Source organism: Streptomyces sp. NPDC021225 (assembly GCF_044332865.1).
Taxonomy (GTDB): Bacteria; Actinomycetota; Actinomycetes; order Streptomycetales; family Streptomycetaceae; genus Streptomyces.
Map to the genome: position 1 here is coordinate 157,130 of NZ_JBIRPV010000005.1, position 20,816 is coordinate 177,945.

A 20,816-nucleotide genomic window follows, 5' to 3' on the forward strand; every position below is an offset into this window, starting at 1 on the left:
GGAGAGGGCCCGAACAACGCGAGTAACCCGAGCAACCCGTGCGAGAGGAACGGGCTTAAACAATTAGAAACGCGGTGGGGGTCCGGCGATACTCGGACGGGTGTTCCTGACGATAACCACCACCGGCAGCGCCGAGAGCCCCGCGACCGACCTCGGATTTCTGCTGCACAAGCATCCGGACAACGCGCAGCGGTTCTCGACCTCCCATGGCACGGCGCATGTCTTCTACCCCGAGGCGGACAGCGAGCGCTGCACGGCGGCGCTGCTGCTGGAGGTGGACCCGGTGGCGCTGGTGCGCCGGGGCCGGGGCAAGGGCCGGGGCGGCGCCCCCGACGCGGCCCTGGGGAACTACGTCAACGACCGCCCGTACGCGGCCTCTTCCCTGCTCGCCGTCGCCCTGAGCAGCGTCTTCTCCAGCGCCCTCAAGGGCCGGTGCAAGGCGCGCCCCGAGCTGCCGGAGCGGGCGATGCCGCTGAGGATCGAGGTGCCCGCCCTCCCCGCGCGCGGCGGTGCCGAGCTGGTGGTGCGGCTGTTCGAGCCGCTGGGCTGGGCGGTGACGGCCGAGCCGGTCCCGCTGGACGAGCGGTTCCCGCAGTGGGGCGACTCGCGCTATGTCCGGCTGGTGCTGGAGGGCGAGCTGCGGCTGGCCGACGCGCTGCGCCATCTGTACGTACTGCTGCCGGTGCTCGACGACGCCAAGCACTACTGGGTGGCCCCGGACGAGGTGGACAAGCTGATCGGCTCCGGCGAGGGCTGGCTCGAGCACCACCCCGAGCAGCGGCTCATCACCAGCCGCTATCTGGCCCGCCGCTGGTCGCTGACCCGCAGCGCCCTGGAGCGGCTGGAGCTGGTGCGGCTCGCGGAGGCGGACGACACGGAGGTGGAGGAGATCGACAACGCGGTCGACGAGCGCTCCGACACCGAGGAGAAGCCGGTGCCGCTGGCCGTGCGGCGGCGCGAGGCGATCCTCGACGCCCTGCGCTCGGCCGAGGCCGCCCGGGTGCTCGACCTGGGCTGCGGCCAGGGCCAGTTGGTGGGCGCGCTGCTCAAGGAGGCGCGGTTCACCGAGATCGTCGGCGTCGATGTGTCGATACGCGCGCTCAACGAGGCGGCCCGGCGGCTGCGCCTGGACCGGATGAGCGAGCGCCGCTCGGAGCGGGTGAAGCTGGTCCAGGGGTCGCTCGCGTACACCGACAGCCGGCTGCGCGGATACGACGCCGCGGTGCTCAGCGAGGTGATCGAGCATCTGGACCCGCCGCGGCTGCCCGCCCTGGAGTACGCGGTGTTCGGCGCCGCCCGGCCCCGTACGGTCGTGGTGACCACGCCGAACGTGGAGTACAACGTGCGGTGGGAGACCCTGCCCGCCGGGCGGGTGCGCCACCCCGACCACCGCTTCGAGTGGACGCGGGAGGAGTTCCGCGGCTGGGCGGAGGCGGTGGCCGAACGCCACGGATACGCGGTGGAGTTCCGGCCCGTCGGCCCCGACGACCCCGAGGTCGGCCCGCCGACCCAGCTCGCCCTGTTCCGCCTCCGCGCCGAAGCCGACATGGCACAGACCACCGAGATCCCCGCCACGACCACGAAGGAGACGGCCGCATGACCACCACCACCGCCACGCGCGGCCTCGCCGTGCCCGACCTGTCCCTCGTGGTCCTCATCGGCACCACCGGCTCCGGCAAGTCCAGCTTCGCCCGGCGCCACTTCCTGCCCACCCAGATCGTCTCCTCCGACGTCTGCCGCGGGCTGGTCGCCGACGACGAGAACGACCAGAGCGCCACCCCCGAGGCCTTCGACCTGCTCCACTACATCGCGGGCAAGCGGCTCGCCGCCGGGCGGCTCACCGTCGTCGACGCCACCAACGTCCAGTCCCAGGCCCGCCGCAGCCTGATCGAGCTGGCCCGCGAACACGATGTGCTGCCGGTCGCCATCGTCCTCGACGTGCCGGAGAGCGTCTGCGCGCGGCGCAACGCCGAGCGCCCCGACCGCGCGGGCCTGCCCGCCCATGTCATCCCGCGCCAGCGCCGCGAGCTGCGCCGGTCGCTGAAGTCCCTGGAGCGCGAGGGCTTCCGCAAGGTCCACATCCTGCGCGGCGAGGCGGAGGTCGAGGCCGCCGGGATCGTCACCGAGCGCCGCTACAACGACCTGCGCCACCTGACCGGTCCGTTCGACATCATCGGCGACATCCACGGCTGCCGCTCCGAGCTGGAGACCCTGCTCGGCAGGCTCGGCTACGCCCTGGACCGCGACACCCTCGGCCGCCCCGTGGACGCCACCCACCCCGAGGGCCGCACCGCCGTGTTCGTCGGCGACCTCGTGGACCGCGGGCCCGACAGCCCCGGGGTGCTGCGCCTGGTGATGGGCATGGTCGCCTCGGGCGCGGCGCTGTGCGTGCCCGGCAACCACGAGAACAAGCTGGGCCGCTACCTCAAGGGCCGCAACGTCCAGCACACCCACGGCCTGGCCGAGACCATCGAGCAGCTGGAGAAGGAGGACGCCGCGGACCCGGCCTTCCGTGACCGGGTCCGGGACTTCATCGCCTCGCTGATCAGCCACTATGTGCTGGACGGCGGCGCCCTGGTGGTCTGCCACGCCGGGCTGCCCGAGAAGTACCAAGGCCGCACCTCCGGCCGGGTCCGCTCGCACGCGCTGTACGGCGACACGACCGGCGAGACCGACGAGTTCGGCCTGCCCGTGCGCTACCCGTGGGCCGAGGACTACCGCGGCCGCGCCGCCGTCGTCTACGGCCACACCCCCACGCCTCGGGCGTCCTGGCTGAACAACACCATCTGCCTGGACACCGGCTGTGTCTTCGGCGGCCGGATGACCGCCCTGCGCTGGCCCGAGCGCGAGCTGGTGGACGTCCCCGCCGAGCGGGTCTGGTACGAGCCGGTCAAGCCCCTGACCACCGAGGCCCCCGGCGGCGCCGACGGCCGCCCGCTCGACCTTAAGGACGTCCACGGCCGCCGCGTCATCGAGACCCGGCACATGGGCCGCATCGCGGTGAAGGAGGAGAACGGGGCGGCCGCGCTGGAGGTCATGAGCCGCTTCGCGATCGACCCGAAGCTGCTCCCGTACCTCCCGCCGACCATGGCCCCCTGCGCCACCTCGCGGGAGGACGGCTACCTGGAGCACCCGGCGGAGGCGTTCGCCGCCTACCGGGCGGACGGGGTGCGCCAGGTGGTGTGCGAGGAGAAGCACATGGGCTCGCGCGCGGTGGTGCTGGTCTGCCGCGACGAGGAGGCCGCGGCCGAGCGCTTCGGCGCTCCGGAGGGCGTGTCCGGCGCGCTGTATACGCGCACGGGCCGGCCGTTCTTCGACGACCCGACGACGACCGAGCGCATCCTGCAGCGGCTGCGCGGCACCATCGGCCACGAGGGCCTGTGGGAGGAGCTGGACACCGACTGGCTGCTGCTCGACGCCGAGCTGATGCCATGGTCGCTGAAGGCGGAGGGGCTGCTGCGCAACCAGTACGCGGCCGTCGGCGCGGCCTCGGGCGCGGTGTTCCCCGGGGCGCTCGCGGCCCTGGAGTCCGCCGCCGCGCGCGGCGTGGACGTGGCCGGCCTGCTCGGCAAGCAGCGCGAACGCGCCGTGGACGCGGCCGCCTTCACCGAGGCCTACCGGCGCTACTGCTGGCCGGTCGGCGATCCGGGGCAGGGCTGGCCGGGCGAGAAGTCGGAGACCGGCGCGCGGCGTGTGGTGGGGCCGCGCGGCACGGACGGGCTGGACGGCATCCGGCTGGCGCCGTTCCAGATCCTGGCGGCGCGCGGCCGCAGCCTCGCCGAGCTCCCGCACGACCAGCAGCTCGCGCTGATCGACCGGATCGTCGAGCGGGAGGAGCTGGACGCCTACGCGAACAACTCGATCTGCGCCTTCGTCCCGAAGTATGTGAACCGGCTGCTGGCCCCCACCCGTCGGCTGATCGTCGACACGGAGGACGAGGCGTCGGTCGCCGGGGGCGTGCGGTGGTGGCTGGACCTGACGGAGGCGGGCGGCGAGGGCATGGTGGTCAAGCCGCTGGCGGGGCTGGTGCGCAAGGAGGGCGGCACGGGCGGTCGGCTCGTCCAGCCGGGCGTCAAGTGCCGCGGCCGCGAGTATCTCCGGATCATCTACGGTCCGGAGTACACCCGCCCGGAGAACCTGGACCGGCTGCGCGAGCGGCACCTGGGCCACAAGCGGTCGCTCGCGCTGCGGGAGTACGCGCTGGGGCTTGAGGCGCTGGATCGGCTGGCGGAGGGGGAGCCGCTGTGGCGGGTCCACGAGGCGGTGTTCGGCGTGCTGGCCCTGGAGTCCGAGCCGGTCGACCCCCGGCTCTAGCGCGGGTCCGCCTGCGGCGGGCCTGCTCCCCTACCCGCCCCTTCCCACAACCGGGGCTCCGCCCCGGACCCCGGTCCTCAAACGCCGGACGGGCTGAAATTCGGGCGGGCAGGGGCGCGGCGGCCGTGTTGCGCACCGGACGGGACCGGACGGCGAGGCGCCATTGACGTGCCAGTGACATGTGCCTAGCGTGCTGTCGCCCGGGTCTCGGTCGCAGGGTTCTCGCCGGACTGTCTCAGGACTGTCGCGGGGCTTCCGCAACCCCCACCCGCCGTGCCTATAACTGGAACAGCCCTGATAACAGGGACAGTTGAGGTCGACTCCGCGAGCCGGACGACGCACTTATCGATATGCGGCTCCGCCGCGTGGCACCGAGCGGGGAGGGCGGATGAGTCTCTTCGAGGGCGGTCGGCCCTTCCTTCAGGCACTCCCGGCGCAGGACCGGCGCGCGCTGCTCGCGCTCGGCAGACCACGGACGTACGAGCCCTCCCAGGTCGTGTTGCGGGAACACGACCGCACGGCCTTCGTGGTCGCCATCACCTCCGGGTGGGCCACCGTCTCGGTGGAGACCGAGCGCGGTGTCCGGCTGATACTGGCGTTGCGCGGGGCGGGCGAGGTGGTGGGCGACCAGGCCGCCGTCGACCACGGCTCGCGCAGCGCCACGGTCACCGCGCTCGGGCGGCTGGAGGCGGTCATCGTCTCCGGGGACCGCTTCCGCGCGTATCTGGCCGCGCGGCCCGCCGCCACCATCCTGATCATGCGTCAGCTCAGCTCCCGGCTGCGCGCCTCCGACGGCGAGCGCCGCTCCCTGGCCTCCGAGAAGGTGCTCCAGCGCCTGGCGGCCCGCCTCGTCGAACTCGCGGAGCGCACCGGGCGCCCGGAGGCCGACGGCGGCATCTCCGTGGACCTGCCGCTGCCGCAGCACGACATCGCCGCCGCCGTGGGGTCGACCCGGGAAGCGGTCGCCAAGGCGCTGCGGCTGCTGCGCGACCAGGGCGTCGTACGGACCGCCTCGCGCCGCTTCGTGGTCGTGGACACCGGACTGCTGCGCCTGCTGGCCGAGGGGCGCGCGACGGGGTGACCGGGGGCGGCCCGTCCGCCTTCGGCCGCCCGCGCGCAGGCCTCCGGGAATCTCCGCCGACTGTGTAAACGGCTACAGCCGTCCGCGCGCCGGGCCGCGACTCTGAAGAAGGTACCGGGAGTCGGGCCGTGTGCGACGGGGGTGTACGCGGCCCAGCGCCCGACACCGGAGAAGGGCGGCGGAGCGGAGGCACGGGGGCAGCGCCCCGCCGCCCACTTCGACCACCGGACACGAGCGGCGCCGGACACGAGCGGCACCAGGCATGAAGGACGGCGGGGCGATGAGCGGAATCAAGACCGGCCACGCGGACAGTCGGACGCGGCGGAACACCCCGCCCGAGGAACGGACCGGCGCCCCCCTGGACATCCCCGTGGACAGCCCGCTGGGCACCGCGGGCGAGTCGGGCGGCGCCCGGGCGGCCCGCGAGGCGCGCGCGAGTCTGCGCCACGACGCGCATCCCGAGCCCCACGGGGGCGAAGTGCTCTCCGCCCCGGCCGGCCCGTTCCCCGAGGGGCCCGTGTCCCACGACGAACTCGTCCGGCTGCGCCGGATCCACCGCCGGGGCCCGGGCTACGCCGCCATGCGGGACCATCTGCGCCGCACCCACCTCCTCGCGCTGTGCGGCGAGCCCGGCACCGGGCGCGGCTGGACCGCGCTCGCGCTCCTGGCCGAGCTGGCCGGGACGACCGGCGGCGGCGTCTGGCGGCTTGGCGCGGCCCCCGCCGCCGGTCCCGGCCCCGGCCCCGGCGACGAATGCGCGGTCCCCGCGGGGGAGAAGACCGCGCGGGGCCACGGCTATCTGCTCGAACTGCCCACCGAACCGACGGACTTCGGGCCCGGCGGCCTCCTGGACCGGCTGCGCGCCCACTTCGCCGAGCACGAGGCGTTCGCGGTGGTCCTCGTCCCCGGTGGCGCCGCGGCCGACCGGCTGCTGCGCGGCCACCGCCACGCCGTGCCGTACGAGCCCCCGGCCGCGGCCGATGTGCTCGACGCGCACCTGTCCGACCTGCTGGCCGACGAGCCGCAGGACCTCCTCCGCCGGGCCCGCGCGACCGCCGGGCGCGCCGAGGTGACCGAGGCCCTGGGCCTCGAGGAGCCGCTGCCGGGCGAGGCGGCCCGGCTGGCCCGCCACCTCGCCCAGCACGCCCGGGGCGCCCTGTCCGAGGCGGAACTGCTCGCGCGCTGCCGGTCGTTCGCCCCGCGCCAGGCGTGCGCGTGGTTCGCGGACGCCGACCGCCCCGGCACCCTGCCCGCAGCGCTGCCCGCGCTGCGCCGGGCGGCGCTGCGCATCGCGCTCGCCGTCTTCGACGGCTCGTCCCACAGCCTGACCGCCGAGGCCGCCGAACTGCTGGCCTGGGAGCTGGCGGTCACCCTGGACCCGCAGTACGCGCCCGGGCGCCCGGTGTTCACCGCGCCCGCCGACGCCCTGCCCGCCGCCGCCCGGGCGATGCTCGGGGAGGGCGTGGAGGACCTGGGCGAGGCCTCCGTACCGGTCCGCACGGTGTGGTTCCAGGGCCGCCGGCTGGCGCCCGCTGTGCTCTTCGAGGTGTGGGACCACCACCACAACACGCGCGGCCCGATGGCGCGTTGGCTGCGCGGGCTGTGTGACGACCCACGGCCCCAGGTGTGGGTGCGGGCCGCCGTCGCCGCGGGCGTGCTCAGCGCCCGCGACTATCTGTACGGCCTCACCGAGCTGCTGCTCCCGCTGGCCCGCGGGGACAGCCCGGTGCAGCGCATGGCGGCGGCCACCGCGCTCGCCGAGGCGTCGCGTGACGCCGAGGTGCGCCCCGCCGTGGCGGGCCTGCTGCGCGGCTGGTCCGAGGGCGGCGACGAGCGGGAGCGCGAGACCGCCGCGCTCGCCCACGGCTACGGACTGGCGGCCGGCTCGCCCGCCGCGTCCCTGGAGGAGCTCGGCCGGATCGCGGCCGCGGACGGCGGCTCCACCGCCTCGTACAGCGCGGTGCGGCTGCTGGCCGGGGCGGACCCCGAGGCCGTGCTGGGGCGGCTGGCCCACTGGCTGGCCGACACCCGCCGCTCCCGCCGCGACCTCGCGCTGCTGACGGCGCTGCGCGCGGTCCGGACCCGCACCTCGCACCTGTGGGGTCTGCGGGAGGCGCCGGAGCTGGCGCCGTACGCCGCCTGGCCGCTGGCCACGGGGCTGCTGGCGGCTCGCCCCGAGTGCCGGACGGCGCTGGCCGAGCTGCTGCGGGCCGCGCTGACCTGGGCCAGATCGGCAGGGGCCGCCGAGGACGCGCTCGTGGGCTGGATGCGGCGGGCGGCCGGCGACGAGCGGCAGCTGGCGGTGTTGTGCGACTTCCTCCCCCTGCTGGCGCAGGAGGGCCGGAAACCGCTCGACCCGCGGGCCGCGACACGGATACGGGAGGTGCTGGAAGCGCTGTGAGGAGAAGAACGGTGATGGTGGAAGAGGCGATCGTGGATGACCAGGCAGCAGACGAGGCAACAGACGAGGGGACAGACGAGACGACCGATCAGGCGGAGCGGGGGCACCTCCCAGCGGTAGCCGGCGGAGCGCGGCGGCTGCGCGAGGCGCTGCGGCAGGGCGGCGAGGGGTTCCCCGCGGCGCTCCGCGAGGCCGACGACGGCCTGCTGCTGAGCGCGCTCGACGGCGGGATGGCCGCCGACCGGGCCACCCGCGTCGTCGTGGAGCTGGTGCGCCGCGCCCCCGAGCGCGGGCCGGAGCTCGCGGACGCGGTGTGCGAGAAGGTGCTGCTGGCCAGGCTCTATCTGGAGACCCCGGAGCGGTCGGGCCACGACGACCGGCTGCGGGTGCGCAACGCGCTGATGCTGTACGAGGGCCTGGTCCGGCCCTGCGCGCAGCGCGGCGGCACCCCCGAACTGCTGGCGTGCGTGATGCCCGCGCTGTGGGCCGCGCGGGGTGGCGCGGGCCGCGAGGTGGTGCGCCGCATCGTGGACTCCCGGCAGCCCACCGGCTTCGGCGAGCGGGCCTGGAAGGAGCTGTTCACCAGCGCCGCCGAGGAGTGCCGCGAGCGCGAGGCCGCGGCGGAGGCCGTCGCCCGGCGCGGGGCGCGCCGCTGGTGGCCGCTCCGGAGGCCGTATCGGGGCGAGGACGGTGGCCGGATCGATCTCCAGCCCGGCCAGCTGTGGGTGTCCGTCCTGCTGGGGCTGATCTCCGTCGCGCTGGTGCTGATCGTCGTCCTCGCGGCCCGGTAGCTTGCGAAGATGGAGGCATGGGATTCCATGTGGACTCCGAGGCCGGGCGGCTGCGCCGCGTCATTCTGCACCGTCCAGACCTGGAGCTGAAGCGGCTCACGCCCTCCAACAAGGACGCGCTCCTCTTCGACGACGTCCTGTGGGTGCGGCGGGCCCGCCAGGAGCACGACGGCTTCGCGGACGTGCTGCGCGACCGCGGCGTCGAGGTGCATCTGTTCGGGGATCTGCTGGCCGAGTCCATGGCCGTCCCGGCGGCGCGGGCGCTGGTGCTGGACCGCGTCTTCGACGAGAAGGAGTACGGTCCGCTGGCCACCGACCATCTGCGGGCGGCCTTCGACGAGCTGGGCGGCGCCGAGTTGGCGGAGGCGCTGATCGGCGGCATGACCAAGCGGGAGTATCTGGAGCGGCATCCGGAGCCGACCTCCATCCGCTTCCACACCATGGAGCCGGACGACTTCCTGGTGAATCCGCTCCCCAACCACCTCTTCACGCGGGACGCCTCCGCCTGGGTGTACGACGGGGTGTCCATCAACGCGATGCGCTGGCCCGCCCGCTGGCACGAGACGGTCCACTACGAGGCCGTCTACCGCCACCACCCGCTGTTCGCGGACGACGGTTTCCATGTCTGGTCGGAGGGCCAGGCGGCCTATCCGTCGACGATCGAGGGCGGCGACGTCCTGGTGATCGGCAACGGCGCGGTGCTGATCGGGATGAGCGAGCGGACCACGCCGCAGGCGGTGGAGATGCTCGCGCGCGGGCTGTTCGCGGCGGGCTCCGCACGGACGATCGTGGCGCTCGACATGCCCAAGGCGCGGGCGTTCATGCATCTGGACACCGTGATGACCATGGTCGACGGGGACACCTTCACTCAGTACGCGGGCCTGGGGATGCTCCGCTCGTACACCATCGAGCCGGGCGTCGCCGACCAGGAGCTCAAGGTCACCGACCATCCGCCGGAGCATATGCACCGGGCGATAGCGGCCGCGCTCGGGCTAGACGCCATCCGGGTGCTCACGGCCACGCAGGATGTGCACGCGGCGGAGCGGGAGCAGTGGGACGACGGCTGTAATGTGCTCGCCGTCGAGCCGGGGGTGGTCCTCGCGTACGAGCGGAACGCGACCACCAACACGTATCTGCGCAAGCGCGGGATCGAGGTCATCACGATCCCGGGCAGCGAGCTGGGCCGGGGGCGGGGCGGCCCGCGCTGTATGAGCTGCCCGGTCGAGCGCGACCCCGTGTGACGCCCGCGGCGTCACGCGGCGGAGCCGTATATCGGGGCAGATCGGCCGGAAACCTCTCGCAGTGCCCGGGATCACAGCCCGAATGGGCTTCCGTATATATGCAGTGGCTCGTATAGACTTCCACGGTCTTCCCGATCGCACCCTAGGAGCCCGACATGGCGACAGATCTCACCGGCCGCCACTTCCTCAAGGAGCTGGACTTCACCGCCGAGGAGTTCCGCCAGCTCGTCGCCCTGTCCGCCGAGCTGAAGGCGGCCAAGCGCGCGGGCGCCGAGGTCCAGCACCTCAAGGGCCGGAACATCGCGCTGATCTTCGAGAAGACCTCCACCCGCACCCGCTGCGCCTTCGAGGTCGCCGCCGCCGACCAGGGCGCCTCCACCACCTACCTGGACCCGGCCGGCTCGCAGATCGGCCACAAGGAGTCGGTGAAGGACACCGCGCGCGTGCTGGGCCGGATGTTCGACGCGATCGAGTACCGCGGCAGCGGGCAGGACGTGGTCGAGGAGCTCGCCGCGTACGCCGGGGTGCCCGTCTACAACGGCCTCACCGACGACTGGCACCCCACCCAGATGCTCGCCGACGTGCTCACCGTCACCGAGCACACCGACAAGCCGCTGGACGAGGTGTGCTTCGCCTACCTCGGCGACGCCCGCTACAACATGGGCAACTCCTACCTGATCACCGGCGCGCTGCTGGGGATGGACGTGCGGATCGTCGCGCCCCGGGGGCTGTGGCCCGACGAGGCGGTCGTGGAGCGGGCCCAGGCGCTCGCGAAGGACTCCGGCGCCCGCGTCACCCTCACCGAGGACGTCGCCGAGGGCGTGGCCGGTGCGGACTTCGTCGCCACCGACGTCTGGGTGTCGATGGGGGAGCCCAAGGAGGTCTGGGACGAGCGCATAGCGCTGCTCGGCCCGTACGCGGTCACCATGGACGTGCTGCGCGCCACCGGCAACGACGACGTGAAGTTCCTGCACTGCCTGCCGGCCTTCCATGACCTGGGCACCGCCGTGGGCCGCGAGATCCACGAGCGCCACGGGCTGACCTCGCTGGAGGTCACGGACGAGGTCTTCGAGTCCGCGCACTCCGTCGTCTTCGACGAGGCCGAGAACCGGATGCACACGATCAAGGCGGTGCTGGTCGCCACGCTCGGACGGCCTTGATGCTCGGACGGCCTTGATGCTCGGACGGCCTTGACGCCCGGACGGCCTTGACGCCCGGACGGTCTCAGCGCTTGGACGGTCTCAGCGCACCGTGGCCGGCAGCCTGAACCAGATCGCCTTGCCCTCGCGGGTGGGGCGGTAGCCCGCCTCCGCGCTGAGGGTCCGGAGCAGCTGGAGGCCGCGGCCGCGCTCGGAGACCTCGCGCGGGTCGGCGCCGGTCGGGGCGACGGGGCCGGTTGGCCCGCCGGGCTCGCGGAGGCCGGCGGGCGGGTTCGGGTCCTGGTCGTGCACCTCGACCTGCCACGCCCCGTCCGGCGTCAGCTCCACCGCCAGCTCTATGGGCTCGTCGCCGTCCGTATGCTGCACCGCGTTGGCGACCAGCTCGGCCGTGAGCAGCTCCGCGGTGTGGCCGTCCACGGGCGCGCCGGTGTCCGCGAGGGTGTTGCGGACCAGCGCGCGGGCAAGCGGGACGGCTGCCGTGGTGTGCGGCAGGGCGAAGCGCCAGGAGGCGGTGGTGGAGGCGGGGTCGGGCACGGCTCGGTCCAGTCGGTGGCGAAACCTCACGGTCTCTCGGGTGCCTCCCAGCGGTAGCCGGAGGAAGTATGAAGCGGACGATAGCGCCGCAAGAGGCTGTAGACCACTCTTGATGTGACTTATGACTACTCGTTTGTCGGATGTCGGGGTTCCCGGGGGCTCTCCGGCCGTACTCCACGCCGCACTTATCGTGCACTCGTGACGACAGTCACACTTGGGTGATAACTTCGAAGGGCAGGCACCAGCCGCCCGGCTGAAGGAGGCCCTGGCCCATGAGTCCGTTCACCGGCTCCGCGACCGGGACCGGGGAGTGGCGGCATCTGCGCCTGGCCCTCGACGCCGGCGTCGCGACCGTCACCCTCGCCCGCCCCGAGAAGCTCAACGCGCTCACCTTCGGCGCCTACGCCGATCTGCGCGACCTGATCGCCGAGCTGGCCCGCGAGGGCTCCGTACGGGCCCTGGTGCTGGGCGGGGAGGGCCGCGGCTTCTGCTCCGGCGGCGACGTCGACGACATCATCGGCGCCACCCTTGCCATGGACACCCGCGAGCTGCTCGACTTCAACCGCATGACCGGGCAGGTCGTGCGCGCCCTGCGGGAGTGCCCCTTCCCCGTCGTCGCGGCCGTGCACGGGGCCGCGGCGGGGGCCGGCGCGGTGCTGGCCCTGGCCGCCGACTTCCGGGTCGCCGACCCCTCGGCCCGCTTCTCGTTCCTGTTCACCAAGGTCGGGCTGTCCGGCGGTGACATGGGCGCCGCGTATCTGCTGCCGCGCGTCGTGGGCCTCGGGCACGCCACCCGGCTGCTGATGCTGGGCGAGCCGGTGCGCGCCCCGGAGGCCGAGCGCATCGGCCTGATCAGCAAGCTCGTCGACGAGGGCCGGGCGGCGGCCGAGGCCGCGGCGCTGGCCCGCCGCCTCGCCGACGGGCCCGCGCTCGGCCTCGCCCAGACCAAGGCGCTGCTCACGGCGGAGCTCGACATGCCGCTGGGCGCGTCGATCGAGATGGACGCGGCCACGCAGGCGCTGCTGATGAACAGCGCCGACTACGCCGAGTTCCACGCCGCGTTCACGGCTCGGCGCCCGCCCCACTGGCAAGGGCGATGAGCCGGCCGACGCCGCCGCCCCGGCCGCCCCGGCGGGCTCAGAGGACCCAGCCGTCGCCGCCGTCGCCGCCGTCCGAGCGGATTCAGCGGGGCCGGCCGACGCCGCTGCCCCAACCGTCCCAGCGGACCCAACCGCCCCTGCCGGCCGAGGCCCCCGCCGGCCGGGCGCGCGTCCGGCCGACGCAGGCCCCGCCGGGCGGGCGGCTGTCGCCCGCCCGCCCCCTGCGGATCGCCGTCGTCGGCGGCGGCCCCGGCGGGCTGTACGCGGCCGCGCTGCTGCGCCGCCTCACCCCGGAGCCCGAGGTCACCGTCTGGGAGCGCAACGCCCCCGACGACACCTTCGGCTTCGGCGTCGTCCTCTCCGACGAGACCCTCGGCGGCATCGAGGACGCCGACCCCGCCGTCCACGCCGCCCTCCGGACGGAGTTCGTCCGCTGGGACGACATCGACGTCGTCCACCGCGGCCGGACGCTGACCTCGGGCGGCCACGGCTTCGCCGCCCTCGGCAGGCGCCGACTGCTGCGCATTCTGCACGAGCGCTGCCGGGCCCTGGGCGTCCGGCTCCGGTTCCGCACCCTGGCCCCGCCCGCGGCCGAGCTGGCGCGCTCGTACGACCTGGTGATCGCCGCGGACGGCGTGCACAGCGCGACCCGCCAGGCCCGCGCCGACGTCTTCAGGACCCGTCTGACCACCCACCGCTGCCGCTATATCTGGCTCGCGGCCGACTTCGCCTTCGACGCCTTCCGCTTCGAGGTGGCCGAGACCGAACACGGCGTGCTTCAGCTGCACGGCTACCCCTACCGGCCGGGCGCCAGCACCGTCATCGTCGAGGCCCGCGAGGAGGTCTGGCGTCGCGCGGGCCTGGACCGCCTGGACGAGCGGGAGTCCGCGGAGCGCTGCGCCGCTCTCTTCGCCGACGCCCTCGGGGGCCGTCCGCTGCGCGGCAACCGCTCCCAGTGGACGGCCTTCCGCACGGTCGTCAACGAGCGCTGGTGGCACGGGAACACGGTGCTGCTCGGCGACGCCGCCCACACCGCGCACTTCTCGATCGGCTCCGGCACCAAGCTCGCCATGGAGGACGCGGTGGCGCTCGCGGACCATCTCGCGAAGCACCTTGCGGACCACGTCCAAGAGCGCTTCTCGGTGGCGGAGGCGCTCGCCGCGTACGAGGCCGAGCGCCGCCCGGTCGTCGAGTCGACCCAGCGCGCGGCCCGCGCCAGCCTGGAGTGGTTCGAGAACCTGGCGCTGTACGTGGATCAGCCGCCCCGCCGGTTCGCCTTCAACCTCCTCACCCGCAGCCGCCGCGTCACCCATGGCAATCTGCGGCTGCGCGACGCGGCCTTCGTGACGGCGGTCGAGCGCGAGGCCTCCGTGCCCCCGGCCACCCCGCCGATGTTCACCCCCTTCCGGCTGCGCGGCCTGACCCTGCGCAACCGCGTGGTCGTCTCGCCCATGGACATGTACTCGGCCCGGGACGGCACGCCCGGCGACTTCCACCTCGTCCACCTGGGCGCGCGTGCGCTGGGCGGCGCGGGCCTGGTGATGACCGAGATGGTGTGCGTGAGCCCCGAGGGCCGCATCACCCCCGGCTGCGCGGGCCTGTACAGCGACGCGCACGAACCCGCCTGGCGCCGGGTCGTCGACTTCGCGCACTCCGCGTCCCCGGGCACGGCACTCGGTGTCCAGCTCGGCCACAGCGGCCGCAAGGGCTCCACCCGGCTGATGTGGGAGGGCATGGACGATCCCCTTCCGCGCGGCAACTGGCCGCTGTCCGCCGCCTCCCCGCTGCCCTACCGCCCCGGCGTCAGCCAGGTCCCGCACGCCCTGGACACCGCCGGGCTCGCCGCCGTCCGCGAGCAGTTCGCCGCCGCGGCGCGGCGCGCCGCCCGCGCCGGCTTCGACCTCCTCGAACTCCACTGCGCGCACGGCTATCTGCTCTCCGGCTTCCTCTCCCCGCTCACCAACCACCGCACCGACGCCTACGGCGGTGCCCTCCAGGCCCGGCTGCGCTATCCGCTCGAAGTCTTCGACGCCGTACGCGAGGTGTGGCCCGCCGACGCCCCCATGACGGTCCGCATCTCCGCGACCGACTGGGCCGAGGGCGGCACGACCGGGGACGACGCGGTCGCCGTCGCGGCCGCCTTCGCCGCCCATGGCGCGGACGCCGTGGACGTCTCCACCGGCCAGGTCGTCCCCGACGAGCGCCCCGACTTCGGCCGCTCCTACCAGACCCCGTACGCCGACCGGATCCGCAACGAACTCGGCGTCCCCGTCATCGCGGTCGGCGCCATCTCCTCCTGGGACGACGTGAACTCCCTGCTGCTGGCGGGCCGCGCCGACCTGTGCGCGCTCGGCCGCCCCCATCTCTACGACCCGCACTGGACCCTGCACGCCGCCGCAGAACAGGGCTACACCGGCCCCGGCGCGCCCTGGCCGCTCCCGTACCGCGCGGGCAGCCGCAGACCCCCGACGGGCCGCGCCGATGGACGATGATGACCGACATGACCATACGCAGAAGGGCCGAGCTGTTCGTCGCGGAGGAGCAGGACCGCCGCCTCGACGCCCGGACGACCGGTGACGAGCGGGGCATGCTGATCGACTTCCTGGCGGCCCAGCGGGCGACCCTGGAACTGAAGTGCGGGGGCGCGGAGGAGGCGTTGTCGCTGCGCTCGGTGGAGCCCTCGACGCTCTCGCTGCTCGGGCTGGTCCGGCATCTCGCCGACGTGGAGCGCCGCTGGTTCCGGCGGGTGCTGGCCGGGCAGGACGTGCCGCTGCTCTTCTCCACCGAGGCCGAGCCCGACCGGGACTTCGACGGCGCGGTGGCCGGTCCCGCGGCCGTCGCCGAGGCGTGGGAGGCCTGGCGCGCGGAGGTGGCCTTCGCCGAGCGCTTCGTCACCGAGGCGCCCCACCTGGACATCACGGCCGACGACGGATGGCGCGGGGCGGTCTCGCTGCGCTGGGTCCTGATCCACATGATCGAGGAGTACGCCCGCCACAACGGCCACGCCGACCTGCTGCGGGAGCGGATCGACGGCGCGATCGGCGTATGAACCCGTAAGGCCGGGCGCCCGGCGGATTCTGTCCCCACCCCGCCGCAGGCGTCAAGATCCGCCGGACAGGGCCCAGGCGTCAGGCCCGCGTGGTCGACAGCACCTCCCGCACGTACCCGGCGCCCGCGTCGTACAGCCGGTCGTGCAGCGCCGCGAACACCTCCGCCGCCCGGATGCCGGGCCAGTCCCGCGGCAGCAGCGCGGTCGGCAGCCCGGGGTCGGCGTAGGGGAGGAACCGCCAGGAGTCCAGGGCGAGGACGTAGTCGCGGTAGGCGTCCTCGGGGTCCAGTGTCCCGAGGTCCGGTGTCCCGGATTCCGGTGTCCCGGATTCCGGTGTCCCGGATTCCGGCGCGCCGCCGCCCGTCCAGCGCTCCAGCACCGGCTCCCGGGCGTCGAGGAAGGCGCGGTGCAGCGTCGCCAGCTCGTCCAGGTCCCACCAGCGGCGCACCGACCGCGCCGTCGGCTCGAAGCCCGCGTGGGCGCCGCGGAAGAGGTCGACGTACGAGGAGAGTTCGAGGCGGGCCAGGGTGTGCCGGGTCTCCTCGTAGAGGTGGTCGGGGGCGATCCACACCCCGGGCGCGGCGGTGCCGAAGCCCAGCCGGGCCAGCCGCGAGCGCAGCAGATGCCGCTTGTTGCGCTCCTGTTCCGGGACGGAGAAGACGGCGAGCAGCCAGCCCCCCGCGGCCTGTCCCGTGCCGTGACCCGCCCCCGGGCGGCCGTAGATGCGGCGGTCGCCGTCGTCGAGCAACTGGCGCGCGTCCTCGGAGAGGGCGTATCCGGCGGCTCCGGCGTCCGTGCGGTCGGGGACCAGCAGCCCGCGCCGCTTGAGGCGGGAGACGGCGGAGCGCACGGAGGGCGCGTCCACGCCCACCGCGCCCAGCAGCCGGATCAGCGCGGCGATGGGGACGGGGCCGGCCGGGCGGCCGGCGCCGCCGCGGCCGTAGGCGCCGTAGAAGGTGACGATCAGGGAGCGAGGGGTGTGCTGGCCGGTCACGCGCTTACTCTAGGGCGCCGCTCGTGCCCAGCTCACCGCGCTGCGCCTCCCCGTTCCGCAGCAGATAGCGCTGGAGCTTGCCGGTGGCGGTGCGGGGCAGGGCGTCCAGGAAGACGAACTCGCGCGGGCACTTGTACGGGGCCAGCTCCGCGGCGGTGAACTCCCGCAGCGCGGCCACGGCTTCGTCCGTGCGCGAGGCGCCCGGCCGCAGCACCACATGCGCCACCACGACCGTGCCCCGCCGCTCGTCCGGCCGCCCGGTCACCGCGGCCTCCACCACATCCGGGTGGCGCAGCAGCGTTTCCTCGACCTCCGGGCCCGCGATGTTGTACCCGGCCGAGATGATCATGTCGTCGGCGCGTGCCACATACCGGAAGTAGCCGTCCGGGTCGCGGATGAAGGTGTCCCCGGTGAGGTTCCAGCCGTCCCGGACGTACTCGCGCTGCCGCTCGTCCGCCAGATAGCGGCAGCCCGTGGGCCCGCGCACCGCCAGCAGCCCGGGGCGGCCGTCCGGGACCGGCCGCGGCCAGGCGGCCATGTCCGTGTCCGAGAACTCCACCACCCGCGCCTCGTAGCCGGGCACCGGGACCCCGGTCGTGCCCGGCCGGATCGCGTCGTCGGCGGCGGAGATGAAGATGTGCAGCAACTCGGTCGCCCCGATGCCGTTGATGATCCGCAGCCCGGTGGCCCGGTGCCACGCGTGCCAGATGCCCGCGGGCAGGTGTTCGCCGGCCGATACGCAGCGGCGCAGCGAGGAGATGTCGTACGCGCCGCCGTCCGGCGCCGCGCCGTCCAGCCGCGCCAGCATCGCCCGGTACGCGGTCGGCGCGGTGAACAGCACGGAGACGCGGTGGCGCGCGATGTCGGCCAGCAGCCGTTCGGGGCCGCCCCAGTCGCCCAGCAGCGCGGAGGCGCCCGCGCGCAGCGGGAAGACGACCAACCCGCCGAGGCCGAAGGTGAAGCCCAGGGGCGGGCTGCCCGCGAACACGTCCTCGGGGCGCGGCCGGAGCACCTGCGCGGAGAAGGTGTCGGCGATGGCCAGCACATCGCGGTGGAAGTGCATACACCCCTTGGGCCGCCCGGTCGTCCCCGAGGTGAAGGCGATCAGCGCCACGTCGTCGGCTGAGGTCGCGACGGCCTCGTACGACGCGGGCGCGGTGGCCGCGAGCCGCAGCAGGTCGCCGGGCCCGTCGCCGCCGTAGTACGTCGTCCGCAGCCCCGGCACCCCGGCCCGCACCAGGTCGTCCACGCAGCGGATGTCGCACAGGGCGTGCCGTATCCGGGCCAGTTCGCAGATCGTCGCCAACTCCCGGGCCCGGTGGGCGGCCAGCACGGTCACGGCGACCGCCCCCGCCTTCATCACCGCCAGCCAGCAGGCGGCCAGCCATGGCGAGGTGGCGCCGCGCAGCAGCACCCGGTTGCCGGGCACCACGCCGAGCGGGCCGGTGAGCGTGTGCGCGATCCGGTCGACGTGGGCGCGCAGTTCGCCGTACGTCCATGTCTCGCCCGTGGCGGCGCGCACCGCGACCCGGTCCGCGCCGTACCGCTCGACGGTGCGGTCCAGCAGCTCGGCGCCGCAGTTGAGGCGGTCGGGGCGGGGCGGCCCGGGCAGGTCGAGGAGGAAGTCGGGCCACTGCCCGGCGGGCGGCAGATGGTCCCGGGCGAAGGTGTCGGTGTGCGCCGAAGGCCTGAGCTCCATCGAGGACGCGCCCCCTATGCCTGCACATGCCGTGCCTGAAGTCGCCCTGTCAGCGTAACGTGATGGTGACGACAGTCAACAGATCGCGATAAACGCCCGATCGGAGAGTGGCCGGTGCCGTCGTTCGCACTCGATCCGAAGCAGCGGCGCTGGTGCGCCGAAGTGCGGTCCCTCGCCCGCGACCTGCTGCGCCCGCTCGCCGACAGCGGCCCGCCCGGCCGGGTCAACCGGCCGCTGACCGAGGCCCTCGGCGAACTCGGCCTGCTGCGGCGGCTGTTCCCCGACGACGGGCCGGTGCGCGCCCTCGACCTGTGCCTGCTGCGCGAATCGCTCGCCCGCGAGTGCACGGAGGCCGAGACCGCGCTCGCCCTCCAAGGCCTCGGCGGCTACCCGATCGTGCTGTCCGGCAGCCCCGAGCAGTACGCGCGCTGGCTGCCCGAGGTCCGGGCGGGCCGCGCGGTCGCCGCCTTCGCGCTCAGCGAGCCCCAGGCCGGCTCCGACGCCGCCGCGCTCGCCCTGCGGGCCGACCCGGACGGGGCCGGCGGCTGGCGGCTGGAGGGCGAAAAGCGCTGGATCTCCAACGCCCCCGAGGCCGACTTCACCGTCGTCTTCGCCCGCACCACCCAGGGCGCGGGCTCGCGCGGGATCACCGCCTTCCTCATCCCCGCCGACCGGCCCGGACTCACCGGCGAGCGGCTTGAGATGCTCAGCCCGCACCCCATCGGCAGCCTCGCCTTCGACGGCGTCCCGGTCACCCGCGAGGACGTCCTGGGCACGCCCGACAAGGGGTTCGGCGTCGCCATGCGCACCCTCAACCTGCTGCGGCCGAGCGTCGGCGCGTTCGCCGTCGGCATGGCCCAGGCCGCGCTCGACGCCTCCGTGGCCCACGCCGGGGAGCGCACCGCCTTCGGCGGGCCGCTGAAGGACCTCCAGGCCGTTTCCCACCAGTTGGCCGAGATGGCCACCCGGACCGAGGCCGCCCGCCTCCTGGTCTACGCGGCCGCCACCGCGTACGACGAGGGCGCGTCCGGTGTCGCGGGGAGCTCGGCGATGGCCAAGCTCCTGGCCACCGAGACCGCCCAGTACGTCGTGGACGCCGCCGTGCAGATCCACGGCGCGCGGGCGCTGCGCCGCGGCCATCTCCTGGAGCACCTCTACCGCGAGGTCCGCGCGCCCCGGATCTACGAGGGGGCGACCGAGGTCCAGCGCACCATCATCGCGAAGGAGCTGTACCGGTGACCGAGCTGCCCGAGCTGCCCGAGCTGCCCGAGCCCCCCGAGCCGTCGGAGCGCTCCGGCGCCGCCTCCCGCCCGTCCCTGTCGCGTGTCAACCCGCCCGAGCTCTCCCCGCCCACCGGCTTCAGCCACGCCGTCACGGCCACCGGCGGCCGCCTGGTCTTCCTGGCAGGCCAGACCGCGCTCGACGGCACGGGCGCGGTCGTCGGCGCCACCCTCCCCGCCCAGTTCCGCCGCGCGCTCGTCAATCTGCTCACCGCCCTGGCCGCCGTCGGCGGCGCCCCCGCGGACCTGGCCCGGCTCACCGTGCACACCACCGACGTCGCGGCCTACCGTGCCGCGGCGCCCGAACTCGGGCGGATCTGGCGGGAGCTGGCGGGGCGCGACTACCCCGCGATGGCGGTCATCGGCGTCGTACGGCTGTGGGACGAGGCGGCGCTGGTCGAGCTGGACGGCATCGCGGTGCTCCCGTAGGGGCGTGGGCGCTGTTCTTTCGTGCGTGCCCCAGCCCTACCTGGTTCGGTAGGCCCGGAGAAAGGTCCGCACTCCCTCGACGACGAGTGGCCGGACGCGGGCGTCCTCCGCGGCATTCGCGGAGCCGAGCCTGTCCAGCGCGACGCCGAAGGTCAGCGCGATGAACTGGTCGGCCGCGAGCCGGGGGTCGGGGACGTGGAGCAGCCCGGCCGCGGCGAAGGCGGCGAACCGCTCGGCGAGTGCCTCTTCGGGGGTGTCGGCCAGGGAGTTGTAGCCCCGGTGCGGCAGGTGGCCGGATTCCGCCCGGACCAGTCGTCGCAGCGTTGCGTACTCCGCCGAGTCGAGCATGTCGGTCGCGATGCGCATCGAGAACGTGACCAGGGCGTCCTCGAGGTCGGTGGCCTCGGTGGCCTCGGTGAGGGTGTCGTCGAGGGTGTGCCGGATCGTGCTGATCAGTGACTCGCCGATGGCGTCGACGACTGCTTGCAGCAGCGTCTGCTTGTCGCCGAAGTAGTCGTAGACCGTCCGCTTGGACACCTCGGCCCGGGCGGCGACCGCGTCGACGCTGGACCGGTCGAAGCCGTCGGCGAGGAACAGTTCCCGGGCTGCCGAGAGGATCGCGGCCCGCTTCCGCGTGGACCCCTCGCGCAGTGTCTTCGTGGTCGGCATGGGCACATCCTAACTCTCCTACACTGCACGGTGTAGTGTAATCTCGAGTCGAGTGAACGGCCGCTGTGCCCGCG

General features: G+C 74.3%; 16 protein-coding genes. 12 read left to right on the plus strand and 4 right to left on the minus strand.

The window, feature by feature from the left end; translation table 11 throughout:
- Nucleotides 1–100 precede the first annotated feature (100 nt).
- The 7 genes from ACH4S9_RS22905 to argF all read left to right on the plus strand — a co-directional run bounded on the left by ACH4S9_RS22905 (nt 101) and on the right by argF (nt 10,988).
- The gene (locus tag ACH4S9_RS22905; protein ID WP_398373697.1) at nt 101–1,600 is read left to right on the plus strand and encodes a 3' terminal RNA ribose 2'-O-methyltransferase Hen1; all 1,500 of its coding nucleotides are present in this window, start codon (nt 101–103) and stop codon (nt 1,598–1,600) included.
- Nucleotides 1,597–4,314 (plus strand): polynucleotide kinase-phosphatase, encoded by a 2,718-nt coding sequence (locus tag ACH4S9_RS22910; RefSeq protein WP_398373699.1) that lies wholly within the window; start codon nt 1,597–1,599, stop codon nt 4,312–4,314. Before ACH4S9_RS22905 ends, ACH4S9_RS22910 begins: the two co-directional genes overlap by 4 nt.
- A 388-nt stretch (nt 4,315–4,702) precedes the next feature.
- Nucleotides 4,703–5,395: a Crp/Fnr family transcriptional regulator gene (locus ACH4S9_RS22915; protein WP_311723721.1), complete on the plus strand. Its 693-nt coding sequence runs from the start codon at nt 4,703–4,705 to the stop codon at nt 5,393–5,395.
- Nucleotides 5,396–5,675: 280 nt separating this feature from the next.
- Nucleotides 5,676–7,796, plus strand: coding sequence for a hypothetical protein (locus tag ACH4S9_RS22920; RefSeq protein ID WP_398373701.1), 2,121 nt, complete (start codon nt 5,676–5,678; stop codon nt 7,794–7,796).
- A 14-nt stretch (nt 7,797–7,810) separates the two neighbouring features.
- Nucleotides 7,811–8,587 (plus strand): hypothetical protein, encoded by a 777-nt coding sequence (locus ACH4S9_RS22925; protein WP_398373998.1) that lies wholly within the window; start codon nt 7,811–7,813, stop codon nt 8,585–8,587.
- Between the two features lie 17 nt (nt 8,588–8,604).
- A complete protein-coding gene (locus tag ACH4S9_RS22930) occupies nt 8,605–9,828 on the plus strand; it encodes an arginine deiminase (protein ID WP_311723718.1) in 1,224 nt (407 codons plus the stop codon).
- Nucleotides 9,829–9,983: 155 nt separating this feature from the next.
- Nucleotides 9,984–10,988, plus strand: a complete 1,005-nt coding sequence (gene argF, locus ACH4S9_RS22935) for an ornithine carbamoyltransferase (RefSeq protein ID WP_311723716.1) — start codon at nt 9,984–9,986, stop codon at nt 10,986–10,988.
- Nucleotides 10,989–11,069: 81 nt separating this feature from the next.
- Here argF and ACH4S9_RS22940 read toward each other — a convergent pair whose 3' ends face one another.
- On the minus strand, nt 11,070–11,522 hold the full coding sequence (locus ACH4S9_RS22940) for an ATP-binding protein (protein WP_311723715.1): 453 nt from the start codon (nt 11,520–11,522) through the stop codon (nt 11,070–11,072).
- A 272-nt stretch (nt 11,523–11,794) separates the two neighbouring features.
- Between ACH4S9_RS22940 and ACH4S9_RS22945 the strand changes: the two genes are divergently transcribed.
- Genes ACH4S9_RS22945 through ACH4S9_RS22955 form a run of 3 tightly spaced genes read left to right on the plus strand, consistent with a single transcriptional unit; the run spans nt 11,795 to nt 15,671 of the window.
- Nucleotides 11,795–12,622: an enoyl-CoA hydratase family protein gene (locus ACH4S9_RS22945; RefSeq protein ID WP_311723714.1), complete on the plus strand. Its 828-nt coding sequence runs from the start codon at nt 11,795–11,797 to the stop codon at nt 12,620–12,622.
- Nucleotides 12,619–15,114, plus strand: a complete 2,496-nt coding sequence (locus tag ACH4S9_RS22950) for a bifunctional salicylyl-CoA 5-hydroxylase/oxidoreductase (protein WP_398373702.1) — start codon at nt 12,619–12,621, stop codon at nt 15,112–15,114. The genes ACH4S9_RS22945 and ACH4S9_RS22950 overlap by 4 nt, the downstream gene beginning before the upstream one ends.
- 8 nt (nt 15,115–15,122) lie before the next feature.
- Nucleotides 15,123–15,671, plus strand: coding sequence for a DinB family protein (locus ACH4S9_RS22955; protein WP_398373703.1), 549 nt, complete (start codon nt 15,123–15,125; stop codon nt 15,669–15,671).
- Between the two features lie 79 nt (nt 15,672–15,750).
- Here ACH4S9_RS22955 and ACH4S9_RS22960 read toward each other — a convergent pair whose 3' ends face one another.
- Nucleotides 15,751–16,665 carry a PaaX family transcriptional regulator C-terminal domain-containing protein gene (locus tag ACH4S9_RS22960; protein ID WP_398373704.1) on the minus strand — a complete coding sequence of 305 codons (915 nt, stop codon included), beginning with the start codon at nt 16,663–16,665 and terminating at the stop codon, nt 15,751–15,753.
- Between the two features lie 4 nt (nt 16,666–16,669).
- Entirely contained in the window at nt 16,670–18,364 is a 1,695-nt protein-coding gene (locus ACH4S9_RS22965) for an AMP-binding protein (RefSeq protein ID WP_398373705.1), read from the minus strand.
- A gap of 114 nt (nt 18,365–18,478) precedes the next feature.
- Between ACH4S9_RS22965 and ACH4S9_RS22970 the strand changes: the two genes are divergently transcribed.
- Nucleotides 18,479–19,603, plus strand: coding sequence for an acyl-CoA dehydrogenase (locus ACH4S9_RS22970; protein ID WP_311723710.1), 1,125 nt, complete (start codon nt 18,479–18,481; stop codon nt 19,601–19,603).
- A 77-nt stretch (nt 19,604–19,680) separates the two neighbouring features.
- Nucleotides 19,681–20,073: a RidA family protein gene (locus ACH4S9_RS22975; RefSeq protein ID WP_358847333.1), complete on the plus strand. Its 393-nt coding sequence runs from the start codon at nt 19,681–19,683 to the stop codon at nt 20,071–20,073.
- Nucleotides 20,074–20,109: 36 nt separating this feature from the next.
- Here the strand turns inward: ACH4S9_RS22975 and ACH4S9_RS22980 are convergent, their stop codons facing one another.
- On the minus strand, nt 20,110–20,742 hold the full coding sequence (locus ACH4S9_RS22980; protein WP_398373706.1) for a TetR/AcrR family transcriptional regulator: 633 nt from the start codon (nt 20,740–20,742) through the stop codon (nt 20,110–20,112).
- Nucleotides 20,743–20,816: the final 74 nt, after the last annotated feature.